This is a genomic window from Parasphingorhabdus sp. (genome assembly GCF_039968395.1).
GTDB lineage: Bacteria > Pseudomonadota > Alphaproteobacteria > Sphingomonadales > Sphingomonadaceae > Parasphingorhabdus.
Map to the genome: position 1 here is coordinate 1160116 of NZ_JBDVPV010000005.1, position 17270 is coordinate 1177385.

The window sequence follows — 17270 nt, forward strand, 5'->3', positions numbered from 1 at the left end:
AAAATGAACAACCCTTCGCCTCCAACGAAGGTTTTTTCCGAGCCGCACGTTATATCAGTGTAACAGACTAGAAACGGGGCTGGAATATGCGACTTAAACCATTGTTTTTTATAATTTTATCTCTTTCCACATCGAATAAGGCCTATGCGCAGGAACAGATCAAAAAAAATCCGGAGACCAACTGGACGATAGGAATATCCGGCGGCGCTACGGCTATTGAAGGCAATAGTGACCAGCATTTTGGCAGTTTTTCCGTGTCCCGTGATTTTGGCGATGCCTATGCAGGCATATCATTGACCCACGTGGACAGCGGCGATGTTCCGGGTCTGATCAATGCAGTTCCCGCATCGACTACCGAAGTGGGACTGAATGCCGGCACCAGTTTCGAGGCGCTTTCATTTGATGTCTACCTGTCTGTCGGCAAACGGAATTTCGACGTAGAGTCCATAGAACGCAACGGGTTGATGGCGAGTATATCATCCAGCGGAAATGCGTTTGGTATCGGCGGAGCGGTAAATTATGACATTCCGCTTTCAACCAGCATCTTTCTGACGCCAAGTATTGCGGTCGACTATAATGAGCTCGATACCGCGCGAATTGTCCAGGGACCGACCGGGCAGCAAGTGGCGATCGAAAACAATGAAAATGGTGTAACCGGGACATTTGGTCTGGCTGCACAAAAGATTTTTGGAAATGACAGTGACCATGTGGGTGCAATTCTGGCGAATGTCGTGACGACATCAAACACAACATCGTTCAATCCGGGGACCAGTCAGTCGGCAGTTCTGCGCGCATTGGCTACACGAGATCAGCCTGGACAAAAAGACAGCTGGGCCGAAATCGGGGGCGCGGTGTCGCTCGCTGTTGCGCCGCAGCTCCGGCTCGATATCTCTGCGCTTCAAACCATCGGATTTCTTGATACCGATGCGACCTCTGTCTCGGTGGGGCTGCGCTACTCGTTCTGACTGACACCCTATCCCCGCCCCGCTGCGGTCTGCTATCAACAGTTTGTTCAATGACCATGCTTGCGTTTGCAACGAAGCGGGTTAGGCTGCATTTCGAGGCCAACAGGCATTGTTACAATTTCGCATCGGGGTGCACAAATGCTAGCGAATTTACCGACGGCCAGTGGCATACAAATTCTGGTCTGTATCGCGCTGACCGCCATCATTGGCGTCGCGACCTGGGCAAAGGTTCGCCAGGCCAAGTCCCATGACGGATCAAGCAAAGATGTTTTCCTGGCCGGTGGCGGACTTAGCTGGCTGTTTGTGGCCGGTTCCATCACGCTCACCAACTTGTCGACCGATCAACTGGTCGGGATGAATGGCAATCAGATGTTGCTGCTGGCCTGGTGGGAAATATGCGGCTTTGCGGGATTGCTGATACTGGCGTTCGTTTTCGTACCCATCTATTACAGGAATAACTGCACCACAGTCACCGAACTCCTGGAAAAGCGCTATAAAGGCAAGAGCATCCGGACGCTGATTTCGGCCTTGTTCCTGTTCGGCAACATTCTCATCTATCTTCCCGCTGCGCTCTATTCAGGCGGACTGTTCATGCAATCCCTGTTCGGTAGCAATCTGCCGATTATCTATTTTGCCGGAATACTTGCGGCGATATCTGCAGCCTATACGATATTCGGCGGTTTGCGCGCAGTTGCGGTCATGGACACCTATTCCGGCATCGGAGTGCTGGGACTCGCCATGTTGATCGTCATTCTTGCTGTCGCTGCCGTAGATTATGACATTGTCACCGATGTTCCGATGGAACGTCTGTCCATGATTGGTGGTCCGGATTCGCCGATCCCGTTCCACACGCTGTTCACCGGGATGATATTCATCCAGATATTCTACTGGTCGACCAACCAGAATATTACCCAGCGTGCCATGGCGGCTCCGACTGTGAAAGAAGCACAAAAAGGCGTTATGGTCGCCGCATTGATCCGGATATTGATCGTTCCTCCGATTGTCGTGATACCAGGCATTGTGGCCTACAAAATGTTCGGCGATATTGGTGACGCGGCTTATGGTCGTCTGGTCGCAGAAGTTTTGCCTGGTTGGCTATCGGGCGCCTTTGCCGCCATGGTCGCTGCCGCGGTTATCACAACCTTCAGCGCGGTTTTGAACAGTTCTGTTGCGCTCTATTCCGTCGACTTTCACGAACAATTTGTCGGTCCGGTCAAGGATCACTGGAAACTCGCCGCAGCGATGTCAGTGCTGCTCACCATTGTCGCGATCATGCTCGTGCCGCTTTATCAGAATGCGGAAAGTATCATCAATCTGCTCCAGCAGCTCAACGGGTTGCTGTCGATGCCGATCCTGTCCGCGTTCATTGCCGGTCTGCTGTTCCGGGGCGTCGCTGCGCCTGCAGCAGTATGCGGTGTGATCTGGGGTGTATTGCTCTACGGCATTTACAGCTTCCGACTCGAACCGGCAGGCATTATCACCATGCACTATATCGACTTCATGGTGGTTACTCTCGTGACCTCCGTTGTCGCAGCTTTGTTCGTAAACCGGTTCATTTTGGGCAATCGGGCCAGGTTTGCCGGCTTCAAAGAAGCGCTGACATAAATCGATGTTCGACAAGCCGCATCGCCGATATAATCCGCTGAACGGCCAATGGATACTGATATCCCCACAGCGCCTGTCACGTCCCTGGCAAGGTCAGGCGGACGAGGTTGAAGAGCGCCCGCCGAGTTATGATCCGGATTGCTATCTCTGCCCCGGCAACAAGCGGATCACAGGTGCAGTCAACCCGGAATATGACAATGTGTATCTGTTTCAGAATGACTTTGCGGCGCTGTTGACCGACATGCCGGAGGAACGGTCAATCGACCCGCTCTTTCAAGCCGAAACGACATCGGGTGAATGTCACGTCATCTGTTTCTCACCCGATCACGGAAAATCGCTCCCGGAATTGCGTCCCGACCAGATCCGCGCGGTGATCGATCAATGGTGTGAAACCAGCGCAAAGCTGGGTCTCAAATATCAATCGGTCCAGATATTCGAGAATAAGGGTGCGATGATGGGATGCTCCAATCCACATCCCCACGGACAAATCTGGGCAACCCGTCACCTGCCTGATGAAGTGGCAATCGAACAGGCTCCGCAACAGGTTTATTTCGAAGAGCACGGCAGAGCCATGCTGACAGATGTCGCTGAGCGGGAACGCGAACTGGGTGAACGCGTGGTCGTCGAGACCAAGCAGTGGCTGGCGATCGTGCCTTATTGGGCCAGCTGGCCGTTTGAGACGTTGTTGCTGCCGCGCTTTGCGGTTCAGCGCATCCCGGACCTGACCGACGACCAGCGCGATGATCTTGCGATCGCGCTCAGCAAATTGACCGCACGCTATGACAATCTGTTTCAGTGCAGTTTCCCCTATTCCATGGGATGGCACGGCGCCCCGTTCACGCCGGAAACCGCGGCCAGCGATGCACCCTATTGGCAGTTACACGCGCATTTCTATCCGCCTTTACTGCGATCAGCGACGATTAGAAAATTCATGGTTGGTTATGAAATGCTGGCCGAAGCCCAGCGCGATCTGACGCCGGAAAAAGCCGCAGAAATGTTGCGCGCCGTGAGTGACGTTCACTTCCGCACAGCTGATGCGCAACCATGACGCGTCGTGATCAGCTTGAAGTTCGTGTGCTCGATGCTTTCCGCGCCGCTTATGGAAGCGAACCGGAAATGCTGGCAGTCGCTCCGGGCCGGGTTAATCTCATCGGCGAACATACAGACTATAATGACGGTTTCGTTCTGCCTTGCGCGATCGACTATGAAACCATCATAGCGGCAAGACGCAGTAATGGCGGGCAGATTTCCATACTCGCCTGTGACCAGAATGCGGAAACAGATCAGTTTGACCCGGCACAGCCGTTCGTTGCTCAAAAGCAGGAATGGAAAAACCACGTCCGCGGTGTTTTGGCCAGTTTTCGGCAGAGAAGCCTGCCGGTCAGCGGCATGGAAATTGCGGTGTCGGGCAATGTTCCGCAAGGCGCGGGACTGTCATCATCCGCATCACTCAGCGTCGCACTCGCAAAGCTGTGTTCCGAACAACTTGCGCCCGGCACTCTAAGTCCGACGGATCTGGCGCAAATTGCGCAACAGTCGGAGAATGATTTTGTCGGAACTGCTTGCGGGATCATGGATCAATTGGCCTCGGCCCGGGCAACATCAGGAAACGCACTTCAGATTGATTGCCGATCACTCGACGTAAAAGCTGTCGCTGTTCCGACCGACCTCGGTTTGCTTGTGATCCATTCGGGTATCACGCGCGGTCTGGTGGACAGCGCTTATAATGAACGTCGCGCGCAATGCGAACTGGCTGCGCAGCATTACGGCGTGTCTGCGTTGCGCGACCTGACAATCGATCAGCTAAAAGCGAACCGCGCGGGCCTGGATGACGTGAGCTACCGTCGGGCCCGTCATGTCGTGACGGAAAATGCTCGTGTTCTGGAGGCAAGCAAAGCCCTGGAAAATGGCGATATCGCAAAACTCTCGCAGCTTATGGCTCAATCACACGCATCAATGCGCGATGATTTTGAAATCACACTCCCGGCGATTGATGAACTCGTTGCCATGGTCGCTGCGGTTCTGGAGGAATCCGGCGGTGTACGAATGACCGGTGGCGGGTTTGGAGGATGTATTGTCGTGCTGGCGAAAAGGGACCGCCTTGACGACGTGCATGCGGTGGCGGAACGTGACTATCGTGCGCCAGACGGCACTAAAGCCCAGATTTTTGCCTGCCAGCCATCATCTGGCGCGGCGCTGCTGGAACTGTAAGGCCATGTGTGTTGTAGCTCTCGCCTGGCATGCCCATCCCCGCTGGAAGCTGGTGGCCATCGGCAATCGTGATGAACTGCATGCCAGACCCGCTGCTCCTCTCGCAAGATGGCAACAACATCCCCATTTGCTCGCAGGCAAGGACATGCAAGCCGGCGGAACATGGCTGGGAGTGTCAGACGATCCGGGGACGGGAGGGCGTTTTGCGGTAGTGACCAACGTGACCGGATTTGGCGCGCCCGATCCCGGCCTGGCATCGCGCGGTGCATTGCTTCAGGAATTTCTGGCCGGTCAGGGCTGGAACAGCGATCTTTCAGATATGAACCTGGGTTCATTTAATCCATTCAGCCTGTTCACGGTCACCGGCGATGACGCATGGGTGCACACCAACCGGCCTGACGCGTTTCGTCAGAAGCTCGCGCCCGGCATCCATAGCCTGTCAAACGGCACACTCGACAATCCCTGGCCAAAAACCCGGCCGCTCAACCAGGCGTTGCAAAGCTGGATGGACGAAGACAGCGGCGATCTTTCAGATCTGACCGCAGTCTTGCAAGATGAGCAAGCACCACCTCCTGTCCCTGGTTTTCAGCCGGTCGCCAATCTTCCCCGCAACCCCGCAGACGTTCCGATTTTTATCCGCAATCCGGTCTACGGAACGCGTTGCAGTACGATCGTCGCAATCGACAGGGCCGGACAAGGTCGGATCGTCGAATGCAGCTATCACGAGAATGGAGAGCCTGCCGGAGAAACTGCCCTCACCTTTTCATGGCCAGCCTGATTCATGACCAGCCTGATCCCTGCGATCAACTGAGCGGTTTCAGCAGTCCCGGATGATTGTTGCGAACATTCCCGACATCGTTCGAAATCCGCGTGGCCGAAATGGTGCATTTAGTCGGAGCAAGCAGAGAACTTGCCAAAATCCAGTCATCATCGAGCCAGCAATTGATTTCCCGCTTTTCCAGAATCAGCGGCAATCGATGATGAATGGGTGCAAAAGTCTCGGTCGCCGCGGTGGTAACAACAGTATAGCTGCAGATGTCAAAGCCCGGATGAAACGTCCATAATCCGCCAAGAAACATCGGTTTGTTGTCAGATCGAGCGACCTTATACGCCTGTTTCCGGGCTGTCTTGCCGCTACCTTTGCGCTGCCACTCATAGAATCCCGAAACCGGGATGACACATCGATTGGCTTTGACAAGCGGCGCAAAACTTGGCTTTTCAGTCAAGGTTTCGCTGCGGGCATTGGTCATTTTTGATCCAATTTTGATATCCTTCGCCCAGTGCGGGATCAGCCCCCATCGCATGCGTTCCAGTGTTCGGAAGCGGTTCCCGCTATCATCTGTGCGGGACAGGCCCACCGGAACGTTGAGCGTCGGCGCAATATTATAATGGGGCGGAAAATTATCCGGCGGAGCTGGTGTGACGATATTCAGTGCATCGCGATATTCCGCCCAGTTCAGTTCCTCGTCCGCATATTTTCGCCCGCACATGGCCGGTTGCCCCCAAAAGCCGTGAAGAACGACTTATGGATCAATCTGTCCGCTAATGTCAAAGCAGCGCGAGCTTCAGTTTGGACAGTCGCCTATGCGTTTTCCGCTGCTGGTCATCGCCAGGCTGGCTGTCTGATCGCTGGCCGGATCGCTCATCGAAAATGACATGGTGCTTTCATAACCCTGGGTGTGAGATGCACCGGTCATGACAATTTCAACATTGCCCTGTTCCGTGCCCTTGCATTGCAGTTTCAGATCAAGACGGGTTGCCGAACCGGCATCCTTTACCGTTTCACATTGTCCGCCCATGGCGCTCGCCATTTGCGATGCAGCCTCTTTCCACTGGGCGCCATGATCCGTTTGATCGATGCAGAACTGGCCATTTTCCTGACTGTTGGCAGCCTCTTCCATCTGACTGATCGAGGCCTTTTTCTGCGGTTCGGTCATACCGGGAAAATCGAGATCCGTGATCGTAACAGATTGCTGATACTGACCGGCTTGCGGGCTCCCTTCTTCGGTTCCACTGCAAGCGGACAAACCCAATGCAAGGATGGACACGGACAACATGGGACGAATTTTCATAGTGGAACTTCCGATTTTGACTGTCAGTCCTGACTAGCTTTTGGCATTGTCAAAGCAAAGTACAATATCATCTGGGTCTTGGCGTTACCTGTATCTTTGACTCATTGGTATCGTTACTAGCTTCGGCTTCGGCTTCGGCTTCGGCCAGTTTGCCCAGATAGATCGTGGCACCTTTGGCCGCTCTGCTCTCGCTATCAATGGCAATGACCTGCTTCCACTGTGTTTTCGCGCTTTCGATATCGCCCAGCTTATAGGCGATATTACCAGCTTCCAGCGCAATGGATGGGTCACCCGGCGCGAGTTTTGCAGCGACGGCGATATCATCCTGTGCCTTCGAGAGTTCTTCCATGCGGCGGGCCAGAGTTGCTGACAGCAACCAACCAAGCGGATCTTGCGGTGCGAGCGAGTGCACCAGAACAAATTCCTGTTTTGCCGCAGGATAGTCACCCAGCGCCACATGGGCGCGCCCGCGATCCAGATGTACTTCGCCTTTTTCCAGACCAATGAGCGTGCCTTGCACCAGAGCTGCATTTAGATATTCGAGGGCTTTGACGGCCTGATTACCCGCCAGGGCGGCATTGCCCGCTTGTGCCCAGAAATTGGCCGTTCGTGGATATTTGGCAATTTCAGCCTCCTTGGCAGCTTCCGCAAAAGCCTGTGTGGCCCGCTCCCACTGGAATTGCTCGGCATAGGCGAAACCGAGACAATGACGCGCCAGAAAACCACCGCCCTCAATGCGCCAGGCATTGGCAGATACAATTCCGCTCTTGGGGTCATCAATAGCCAGATCAACGCATTCGTTGAACCGCACTTCACTCAACGTCAAAGGAGCTGCGAGCTCTGTGGGAGTGGCTGAGGCAAGTAACAGGGACACTAGCATATCGAGATTCCGGAATATTGTTCGCTCAGGGCAGTCGCGATACCACATCGACGAGCAATGCAATATCCTGATCCCGCGAAAGACGGTGATCGCCGTCCTTTACCAAATGGACCTGCACATCTGCTGAACGCATCTTTTTTGCGATCTCCAGGCTATATGCCCACGGCACATCCTGGTCGTTCTGGCCGTGCAAAAGCCTTACTGTACCATCAAACGGAATATCCTTGTGCAGCAAACGATTGGCCTCGCCGGACTGCCAGAAAACACGCGTTGTCACATAAGGGTCATCGCTATATTCGCTTGATTCTTCGAGCTTGCCATCGCGCAGGATGGTCATTTTCTGATCCTGAGAAAAACCCCAGTCGGTAAAATCGGGTGCAGCTGCAATACCGACCATGGCCTTGATGCGCATGGGCCGGGACAGCGCCACCAGCAACATCAACCAGCCGCCCATTGACGATCCAACAAGGGTGACCGACCCGCTGGTTACCTTGTCGATCAGAAACAGCACATCATCACGCCAGTCAATCAGGCTCTGCTCCTCGAATTCACCGCTGCTCGCACCGCATCCGGCATAGTCCAGTCGCAGCATCGCCCTGCCCTTGGCCTTCGCCCAGCTGTCGAGCGCCAGTGCTTTTCCACCTTCCATGTCCGACATATAGCCTGGCAAAAATACCAAAGTTGTGCCTTTTATGCCGGGTTTAGCCGGCGTATAGCAATAGGCCAGTGACGATCCGCCGGGGCGATCGAGATATAAAATTTCATCTTCCATTTACCGGGTCTTTCTCACCTGAAGTCCGCTTTGTCTTCAAGTACCCACCATGTAGACGATGGCAAGGCAAATCGCGGCAATAATGATCATCCCGACATTACTGATCAGCGGCGGACGGTATTCAGGTAGAGATTCCGACAGCTCGCGCGGCAAGTCTCCCCGAAAACCGATCTGCCATTTCGGACGTTCCTTGATCCCGTCATCGATCCCAAAAACGTGAGATTCACCTTTCTTGCCATGGTAGACAAGATCGCCAAAATAATAGACTTCGCTGCGCCACTGCTGCTCATATAACGCGAAGGTCTTGCCGATGATTTCAATCCGGACACGCCGCTTCAGCGCGCTGTCCCCGTCAATATGCCAGATTGAATGTGGATTGCTCATGCGTGCAGGCTAAAACATGACGGAGTTAATTGCACCCCGCAAAACATGATTAATCTTCAAAGACTTCAATTTACTACATCTGTGCGGGGTGTTGACTTGGCAAGCCAATGGACTAAGTCACTCGAAGTCGCATTTTCGCCTTTTTTCGGGGCGTTCGGCGGCAAAAAATTTTATCTTGTTGCGAATTTTAGAAATGAACCCGAACCCATGACCGAGATGATCAAGATCACCCTTCCCGACGGTAGCGCGCGTGAAGTGGCATCGGGCACTACACCGGCGCAGATTGCCGCAGATATTGGGCCGGGCCTCGCCAAAGCCGCCCTCGCCGCGCGAATCGATGGCGAAGTCCGCGATATCATGCGTCCCTTGAACGAAGATACCGAGCTTGCGTTAATCACGTCACGCGACGAAGAAGAAGCGCTGGAACTGGCACGCCATGATTATGCGCACGTGCTGGCCGAGGCGGTGCAAAACATCTTTCCCGGAACGCAAATTACCTTTGGTCCTTCGACCGATGACGGGTTTTATTATGACTTCGCGCCCGCAGGCGATCCTTTCACGGATGAAGATCTGCCAAAGATCGAAGAAGAGATGAAGCAAATTATCGCTGCGGACAAATCCTTGAGACGCGAAGTCTGGGATCGCAACGATCTGATCGCACGCTGGGAAAAAGACGGCGAGAAGTTCAAGGCCGAATGGGCGGCAGAGCTGCCCGAGGGGGATGAAATCACGGTCTATTGGTCTGGTGAGGACTGGATGGATATGTGCCGCGGACCGCACCTTGCCTCCACCGGCAAGCTTGATCCCAAAGCTTTTAAACTCATGCGCGTTTCCGGTGCCTATTGGCGCGGAGACCAGCGCAATCCCCAACTTTCGCGTATTTACGGCACCGGCTGGCTCAACAAGAAACAGCTCAATGCCCATCTGGTTCGGCTGGAAGAAGCGGCCAAGCGTGACCATCGCAAACTGGGTCAGGAAATGGACCTGTTCCACATTCAGTCCGAAGCCATGGGCAGCATTTTCTGGCATCCCAAGGGTTATATGATGTGGCGTGAGCTCGAAGCCTATATGCGCCGCGCCATCGACAATGCCGGTTATGACGAAGTCAAAACGCCACAGATCATGGATGCCCGGCAATGGGAGCAATCCGGCCACTGGGGTAAATATCGCGAGAATATGTTCGTTGTTCCGGACGAGATACCGAGCACCGATGATGATGCGCCCCTGGTATCAACCGAAGCCGACATGATGGCGATCAAGCCGATGAACTGCCCTGCCCATGTCCTGATCTTCAAACAGGGTATCAAAAGCTATCGCGATTTGCCGCAGCGTATTTATGAAAATGGCTGCTGTCACCGCAACGAGCCGCACGGCGCGCTGCACGGCCTGATGCGGGTGCGTCAGTTCACGCAGGATGACGCCCATATATTTTGCCGCGAAGATCAGATTGTCGAAGAAGTGAAGCGTTTCTGCGAACTGGCAGACGGTATCTACAAGCAAATGGGTTTCGCGAGCTACGCGATCAAACTGGCCCTACGTCCGGATGAACGCTTTGGTTCCGACGAAATCTGGGACAAGGCTGAATCGGAATTGCGCGATGCTGTCCATGCCGCCGGAATGGCAACGGAAGAATATGGCTGGGAAGAATTGCCCGGCGAAGGTGCTTTTTATGCGCCGAAGCTCGAATGGCATCTGACCGATGCCATTGGCCGGACGTGGCAGGTGGGCACCATCCAGTCGGACAGGGTTTTGCCCGAGCGTCTGGATGCCAGTTACATCGCGGAAGATGGTGCACGCCATCGCCCGGTGATGCTCCATCGCGCCATTTTCGGATCATATGAACGCTTCATCGGAATATTGATCGAGAACTACGCAGGCAAAATGCCGCTGTGGCTCGCGCCAACCCAAGCCGTGGTGGCCACGATCGTCACGGATGCCAATGATTATGCCAAGGGTGTCGCTGACAAGTTGAAAGCCGCCGGTATTCGGGTGGAAACAGATTTGCGAAACGAGAAGATCAACTACAAGGTACGCGAGCATAGTGTCGGCAAGGTACCGAATATTCTGGTTGTCGGAATGCGCGAAGCGGAAGAAGGCAAGGTTGCACTGCGACGGCTGGGACAGAAGGAACAGGAGTTTCTGACGGTTGATGAGGTTGTGGCAACGCTGAAAAAAGAAGCGCTTGCGCCGGATTTGATGGAGAATTGAAATGAGAATGAGATCTTTTGTACTTCCCCTGATCGCCGTCGCCATGACCGGATGCAGCGCGGAGAATCCGGCCGACGAGCCTGACACGGAAACAGTCGGTGAGATGTTAGCGCAGACAAAGGGTGAAGCACAGATAGCCTATGAAAAGGCCAATCAGAAGATGCATGCCGGAATGGGTAACGTTCATCCCGACCCGGATATCGCGTTCATGCAAGGCATGATCCCGCATCATGAAGGCGCGGTTGAAATGGCTGAAATTGTGCTAAAATATGGTAAGGATCCTGAAGTTCGCGCCCTTGCTGAAACGGTTATTGCCGCACAAACCACCGAGATTGCGCAAATGCAGGCCTGGCTGGAAAAGCACGGTTCTTCCGCACCAGCGACTGACCCGGAATCCAAAAATACGGATGAAAAAGGCGGGCTTGTCATTGAACCGACCATTACCAAGGCCGCAGAAGGCGATCATTCCGGCCATTGATCGCAACCGCCAGACGCACTAAATGGATATAAGAATTTGCGACCATGGCGAATCCCCGCTATTGGCCGTCTTTATTTTGCAAATCAGGAGTATTTAACATAGCTGCACCACCACGCCGTCCCACACCGCCGATCAAAGGCGGTCCGCGTTTCAATGAACTGATTATTTCCGACACCGTGCGGGTCATCGACGACAAGGGCGAAAACCTTGGCGTAATGAACACGGGTGAAGCGATAGATCGCGCCAAGGAAGTGGGCCTCGACCTCGTCGAAGTCTCCCCCAACGCTCAGCCACCGGTTGCCAAATATCTGGATGTCGGCAAGTTCAAATATGAAGCGCAGAAAAAGGCGAATGCCGCGCGGAAAACCCAGAAGGTGCAAGACGTTAAAGAAATCAAGATGCGTCCCAACATCGACAACCATGATTATATGGTGAAGATGAAGAACGTCACCAAGTTCATCGACAATGGCGACAAGGTGAAGGTCACCTTGCGTTTTCGTGGCCGTGAAATGTCACACCAGCAACTCGGCATGCAATTGCTGCAGCGGGTGCAGGAAGACATGAAGGAAACGGCCAAGGTTGAAGCCTATCCGAAGCTGGAAGGCCGCCAGATGCTGATGGTACTTTGCCCTAAATAGCAAAAATCACAGACAAGATTTTAATGGGGCCGGGTCAGACAATGACCTGGCCCCTTTTTCTGTCAGTCTTCGGTTTTCGCTTCGCTTGCGCCGGAAAAACCCTGTGGCAGATCGAAACGCGGCGCCGGCATCTCGCCGCCGTCACCTTTGAGATACGTGTCCATCCAGCGCATCATCCGGATATTATAGTCATATTGCGCCGCCGCCTTGCGGTTGCCATGACCCTCTCCGGGATAAAGCACCAGTCGCACCGGTGTGTCGGTGCGAACCTTGATGTTGCGATAGAGTTCATAACTCTGGCTGGGTGCCACGCGCGTGTCATTCTCGCCGTGCAGGATCAAGATCGGCGTTTTGGCTTTGTCGACATGATAAATCGGGCTGACATCAAGCATCCCCTGCCAGTTTTCCCATGGCCATTTGCGCGAATGAACAAGATACATTTCATTGGGAATGTCCGTCGTTCCGAATTTCGATATCTGGTTGGATATTCCCACAAACATCACAGATGCGGCAAAATGCTCGCTCAACGCTGTTGCGCCCCACGCCGAAGCATAGCCGCCATAGGATCCGCCGGTGATCCCGACTTTGTCCTTTCGGGTCAGACCTTCGGCTTCCAGCGCCCCGATCGCATCAACAAGATCGTTAAATTCCTTACCGGCATAATCATTCTGATGCTGTTTGGAAAACGCGGTGCCATAGGCCGTGGAACCGCGATAATTGGGGTAGAAAAGAGTATATCCGGCGCCGGCACCAACCTGCCCCGGGGCTCCATAGCTGGTCAGCCAGCCATTGGAGTCATGTGCTTCCGGTCCGCCATGAACCCTGAAAATGGTTGGAGCGCCGCCATTTGGTGCGCCGCCCACCGGTTCAATAACAATGCCTTCGACCTGCTGCCCATCGCGCGCCGCGTAACGGATCGTCCGCTGCGTGCCCATATCGATATCTTTCAGCCAGTCATTGTGATTGGACCAGCGAACGAAATTCCTTCCGTTCAGAACAAATAATTCACGCGGATGTTTCGGCGCATCCGCAATGACCGCCAATCGACCGCCACTTGTTTCGAGATTGCGCAAAATCAAACCTCCGGGATTGATCGTACTGCTCAATCTTCCGGTCCGGTCATAGAAACGTAATTCGCTTTGCGCGCCGACATGCATCGCGACCGCCAGTCGGCCGTCTGCCATCCATTCGGTATCCACGGCGGCATTAGCCTGCCCTTCGGTCACGGGCCGGAATGCGCCGTTCGACGCATCAACCAGATACAACGTCGTCGCAGCCGGATCATGTTTGTCCACACCAGCAATCAGCGAAAGCGTTTTGCCCGTGCGATCGAATTCGAAATCACCAATTTTACCTGGTGTTTTGACAATAGTCTTGAGAGCGCCGGTTGCTGCATCGACAATGTGGACGCGGGTGGATGTCAGGCTGTCATCGACCTGGGTCGTGGGTGCTGCAGCCACCGCGAGCCAGCGGCCGTCCTGCGAGACCCGCATGGCGCTGGGTTCGCCTTTGAACCCAATCTCTCTTGGTTCCGCATCGTCGCCCGCGTTGATATCGACTGCAAAAAGGCGTTTGAATTTCTGTTCTTCTTCATAAATGCGCGCGTTGAATCCGGCTTTGCTCTCTTTTTTTCGCGCCTTGTCCGTTGCGGCTGCCGCCATCAGATACACGGTTTGCGAATCTGGTCCCCAGACATAGCCGGTGATGTTGCTGTCTTCGATTGATGCCAGTTTCCGGTGACCGCCGCCATCTACTGGAATGGCGTAGAGCCCACGTTTTTCGTCATCTCCCTCAGGTTTCCAGAGAAAGCTGATCAGACGGCCATCGGGAGAATATTCAATCCCCCTGATGTTCATGTCGTCCGGCAGAAAGTCTCTCATATTTCCTGCTGCGAAAGCCACACGCAAATTTCGTTCGGAGGTTCCGTTTTTCGCTCCGTCGGCAATGTCAGGCATTTGGGAAACGCCAACCGCAATCCCGTTCCCCTTCGAAGAAACGGCGATGTCCGTCACGTGTTTTATTTTCAAAATGTCCTCAGGGGTCATCGGCCGCGCATTTGCGGATGCGGAAGCTACGATCGCGATCAATGTCGCCCCGGCGAGCAGTTGAGTTTTCATGTCGGTTAATCCCCTCATTGGTCTGGCAACTTTTTCAGCGCCCAGTTTTACACAAGCGAATCGATTGCAGAATCAGAGCCTGATCGCTTCATCGATAGATGACGCTAACCGATAGCGGCGCAGGTGGAAAAGCTATTTTTTGGCTCGAGGATGATGGAGGAATTCTATTGGCCAGCGGGATATCACTATGTGCGGATCAAACACCGCCCGCATGGTTCATGTGCGGTGTGGCAGAATCGTCAAATAGGGCTTGACCTAGTCTGGCTGGGTGCGGGCAACCCACAGGAATGCGATGCCGACTGCCAGTGCGGCGAGTGCTATCACAATTTCAAATTCGTGGCTTACCATGTTCCTGCCCTGTTCGATTAACAAGGTTGTATCAGGGTAAAGCTAATAGCCGGTTAAACAGCGCAACTTCTGGCGCAACTTTATCGATAAATACCGCTAGGTAACTGGCCGGGCACGATATTGTTTGGGGAAGTGCCGCTTCAGATTGGCGATCTTGGGCTTGTCCCAGCGAACAATATAACCCTGACGCGGGTTTTTCTGCATGAAATCCTGATGGTATGTTTCCGCAAGATAAAAGGCCTGCTGCTTTTCAATCCGCGTCACGATCGGGCGTTTCCAGTATCTGCCTTTGCCAAGCTGGGCGATGTAAGCCTTGGCGGCCTTGGCCTGTGCTGCATTTGTCGGAACAAGTGCGCTGCGATAATGTTTCCCGCGATCCGGACCCTGCGCATTGAGCATAGTGGGGTCGGCCACGACCGAAAAGAATATCTGCATCAACTTGCCGTAACTGATCTGGGTAGGATCATAGACAACGCGCACCGCTTCGGCATGGCTGGTCAAGCCGGCGCTTACCAGTTTGTAGGTCGCACTGCGTTTTGTTCCACCATGATATCCCGAAGAAGCTGTGATGACGCCTTTGGTATGTTCAAAAACACCTTCCACACCCCAGAAGCATCCACCCGCGAAAATCGCAACGGCGCGTCTTCCTTTTTCCGACGCGTCGATGCGCGGCGCGGGAATGATCATTGCCTTTTCCGCAGCATGCGCTTCGTTCACGAAGGGAATTCCTGAACTCTGCTGTTCGGGAGAACCCATGCTGATACCCGTCCAAATTGCACCAAAACAGGCCAGGCTGGCACCAAAGACGACGGTTTTGGAAAGAAGCGGGCTCATGATTATATTACCCGCGACTCTGGGTCGAAAAACTTGCGGAAGCGGTCAGGTTGTCGTCGATATTCTGGCGATCCTCGACCGGTTGCATGAAGAACAGTGCGAGTGCTCCCATCAGGAAGCCGGCTCCCAAGCTGTAGGTCAAATCTGATTTCAAAATTCTGGTCATATCAATTTCCTGCTGGGGGTTACCCTGTTGTTCGCAGCACCCTCTGGATTGGTTACACCCAGTAATATAGAAAGCCTGTCATCGATGTGAACAACATCACAAGGTGAAATTAATTTTGGCCGGGAAAAGGATTTCTTGGGGGAAGGAGTTTTTTTAAAACTCCTATTTCAGCGCGGCACTCGCCCGTTGAATCCGCGTACATGCCTCCAGCAGAACCTCTTCCGATGTCGCATAGCTGACCCGGAATGCCGGCGACAGTCCGAAAGCACCTCCATGGACGGCGGCGACCTGCGCTTCATCGAGATAATAGTTGATCAGATCCTGGTCATTTTCGATTACCTGCCCTTTGGGCGAGGTACGTCCCATCAGGGCCGAAGCGTCCGGATAAACATAAAAAGCGCCTTCCGGTGTTGGACAATCAAGACCGGGCGTATCGTTCATCATCGAAACCACCAGATCCCGACGCTTCATGAAGGCGGCATTGCGTTCTGCCAGAAAATCCTGCGGCCCGTTCAGCGCGGCTACCGCTGCCGCTTGAGAAATCGAACTGGGATTGGATGTCGACTGAGACTGCAATTTCCGCATCGCGCTGATCAGCCATTCAGGTCCGCCGGAAAAACCAATTCGCCAGCCGGTCATTGCATAAGCCTTGGAACAGCCATTCACCGTCAATGTGCGATCAAAAAGGTCGGGACAGACCTGGGCGATTGTCGCAAATGGAAAATCGGCATACCAGATATGTTCATACATATCATCGGTCATCACCATCATCTGTTCATGCGGAACAATGACATCACCCAGTGCTTTTAGCTCTTCACCGCTATAGGCGGCTCCGGTGGGGTTGGACGGTGAGTTTAGAATCAGCCATTTTGTTTTTGGCGTGATCGCCGCTTCCAGCTGTTCCGGCGTGATCTTGTAATTCTGGTCTGCACCGGCTTCGACAACCACAGGAGTTCCGCCTGCAAAATTGACCATGTCCGGATAACTGACCCAGTAGGGAGCCGGGATAATTACTTCATCTCCAGCATCCAGTGTCGCAACCAAAGCATTGAAAAGCGTATGCTTTCCGCCGCTATTGACGGAAATTTGTGACGGTGAGTAGGCAAGATCATTGTCGCGCAGAAACTTCGCGGCCACGGCTTCTTTCACCGCCGCAGTGCCATCCACCGGCGTATAATTTGTATCCCCGTCGCGGATCGCCTTGATTGCGGCCTCCTTGACAAAATCGGGTGTATCGAAATCAGGTTCACCGGCGGACAGGCCGATAATGTCAATACCTTGGGCTTTTAATTCGGTGACACGGCCAGACATTGCCATGGTGGCAGAGGGCTGGATACGACCTAATGCGTTAGAAAGTTGGGGCATGGGAGAATCCTGTTTCAAGGAGGTTACATCCAGCGCATAATAGTGTTCCAGTTGCAGTGCAACGTGAGAATTGTTCAATCCTGCAGACCGATTGTTTTCTTCATCGGGCCACTGCCCATCACGCAGCTATCTTTAACAAAGCCGATGCTGTTTTCATCGCTCAAACCGACTGGTTCAGTTTCCCAAATTCGGGCCAAACCCCTGGGCGTGTCACCGACCACCTGCGG

General features: G+C 53.8%; 17 protein-coding genes. 8 read left to right on the top strand and 9 right to left on the bottom strand.

All coding sequences use genetic code 11. The annotated features are described in order from the left end of the window. The first annotated feature begins 86 nt into the window (after positions 1-86). The 5 genes from ABJI30_RS16265 to ABJI30_RS16285 all read left to right on the top strand — a co-directional run bounded on the left by ABJI30_RS16265 (position 87) and on the right by ABJI30_RS16285 (position 5559). Positions 87-965, top strand: a complete 879-nt coding sequence (locus ABJI30_RS16265; RefSeq protein WP_348017733.1) for an autotransporter domain-containing protein — start codon at positions 87-89, stop codon at positions 963-965. A 138-nt stretch (positions 966-1103) separates the two neighbouring features. Beyond that, positions 1104-2570 (top strand): sodium/solute symporter, encoded by a 1467-nt coding sequence (locus ABJI30_RS16270; protein WP_348017734.1) that lies wholly within the window; start codon positions 1104-1106, stop codon positions 2568-2570. Between the two features lie 4 nt (positions 2571-2574). Beyond that, the gene (locus ABJI30_RS16275) at positions 2575-3618 is read left to right on the top strand and encodes a UDP-glucose--hexose-1-phosphate uridylyltransferase (protein ID WP_348017735.1); all 1044 of its coding nucleotides are present in this window, start codon (positions 2575-2577) and stop codon (positions 3616-3618) included. Further along, the gene (gene galK, locus ABJI30_RS16280; RefSeq protein WP_348017736.1) at positions 3615-4781 is read left to right on the top strand and encodes a galactokinase; all 1167 of its coding nucleotides are present in this window, start codon (positions 3615-3617) and stop codon (positions 4779-4781) included. Before ABJI30_RS16275 ends, galK begins: the two co-directional genes overlap by 4 nt. 4 nt (positions 4782-4785) lie before the next feature. Further along, positions 4786-5559, top strand: a complete 774-nt coding sequence (locus tag ABJI30_RS16285) for an NRDE family protein (RefSeq protein ID WP_348017737.1) — start codon at positions 4786-4788, stop codon at positions 5557-5559. A gap of 25 nt (positions 5560-5584) precedes the next feature. Here the strand turns inward: ABJI30_RS16285 and ABJI30_RS16290 are convergent, their stop codons facing one another. The 5 genes from ABJI30_RS16290 to ABJI30_RS16310 form a co-directional block, all read right to left on the bottom strand. Further along, the gene (locus ABJI30_RS16290; RefSeq protein WP_348017738.1) at positions 5585-6271 is read right to left on the bottom strand and encodes an SOS response-associated peptidase; all 687 of its coding nucleotides are present in this window, start codon (positions 6269-6271) and stop codon (positions 5585-5587) included. A gap of 75 nt (positions 6272-6346) precedes the next feature. Further along, a complete protein-coding gene (locus ABJI30_RS16295; RefSeq protein ID WP_348017739.1) occupies positions 6347-6853 on the bottom strand; it encodes a DUF3617 family protein in 507 nt (168 codons plus the stop codon). Between the two features lie 67 nt (positions 6854-6920). Next, positions 6921-7733: a hypothetical protein gene (locus tag ABJI30_RS16300; RefSeq protein ID WP_348017740.1), complete on the bottom strand. Its 813-nt coding sequence runs from the start codon at positions 7731-7733 to the stop codon at positions 6921-6923. A gap of 25 nt (positions 7734-7758) precedes the next feature. After that, a complete protein-coding gene (locus ABJI30_RS16305; RefSeq protein WP_348017741.1) occupies positions 7759-8505 on the bottom strand; it encodes an alpha/beta hydrolase in 747 nt (248 codons plus the stop codon). 36 nt (positions 8506-8541) lie between these two features. Then, the gene (locus ABJI30_RS16310; protein WP_348017742.1) at positions 8542-8889 is read right to left on the bottom strand and encodes a hypothetical protein; all 348 of its coding nucleotides are present in this window, start codon (positions 8887-8889) and stop codon (positions 8542-8544) included. A 207-nt stretch (positions 8890-9096) separates the two neighbouring features. Between ABJI30_RS16310 and thrS the strand changes: the two genes are divergently transcribed. From thrS to infC, 3 genes are read left to right on the top strand one after another with little or no spacing between them, the layout of a single operon-like run. Continuing rightward, positions 9097-11097, top strand: coding sequence for a threonine--tRNA ligase (thrS, locus tag ABJI30_RS16315; protein WP_348017743.1), 2001 nt, complete (start codon positions 9097-9099; stop codon positions 11095-11097). A gap of 1 nt (position 11098) precedes the next feature. Further along, positions 11099-11575 (top strand): DUF305 domain-containing protein, encoded by a 477-nt coding sequence (locus ABJI30_RS16320; protein ID WP_348025463.1) that lies wholly within the window; start codon positions 11099-11101, stop codon positions 11573-11575. 44 nt (positions 11576-11619) lie between these two features. After that, the gene (gene infC, locus ABJI30_RS16325; RefSeq protein WP_348017745.1) at positions 11620-12213 is read left to right on the top strand and encodes a translation initiation factor IF-3; all 594 of its coding nucleotides are present in this window, start codon (positions 11620-11622) and stop codon (positions 12211-12213) included. 62 nt (positions 12214-12275) lie between these two features. Here the strand turns inward: infC and ABJI30_RS16330 are convergent, their stop codons facing one another. The 4 genes from ABJI30_RS16330 to ABJI30_RS16345 form a co-directional block, all read right to left on the bottom strand. Then, positions 12276-14330 carry a S9 family peptidase gene (locus ABJI30_RS16330; RefSeq protein WP_348017746.1) on the bottom strand — a complete coding sequence of 685 codons (2055 nt, stop codon included), beginning with the start codon at positions 14328-14330 and terminating at the stop codon, positions 12276-12278. Positions 14331-14774: 444 nt separating this feature from the next. Then, the gene (msrA, locus tag ABJI30_RS16335; RefSeq protein WP_348017747.1) at positions 14775-15512 is read right to left on the bottom strand and encodes a peptide-methionine (S)-S-oxide reductase MsrA; all 738 of its coding nucleotides are present in this window, start codon (positions 15510-15512) and stop codon (positions 14775-14777) included. 7 nt (positions 15513-15519) lie between these two features. Beyond that, positions 15520-15678 carry a hypothetical protein gene (locus tag ABJI30_RS16340; protein WP_348017748.1) on the bottom strand — a complete coding sequence of 53 codons (159 nt, stop codon included), beginning with the start codon at positions 15676-15678 and terminating at the stop codon, positions 15520-15522. A 162-nt stretch (positions 15679-15840) separates the two neighbouring features. Further along, positions 15841-17043, bottom strand: coding sequence for a pyridoxal phosphate-dependent aminotransferase (locus ABJI30_RS16345; RefSeq protein ID WP_348017749.1), 1203 nt, complete (start codon positions 17041-17043; stop codon positions 15841-15843). Between the last annotated feature and the right edge of the window lie 227 nt (positions 17044-17270).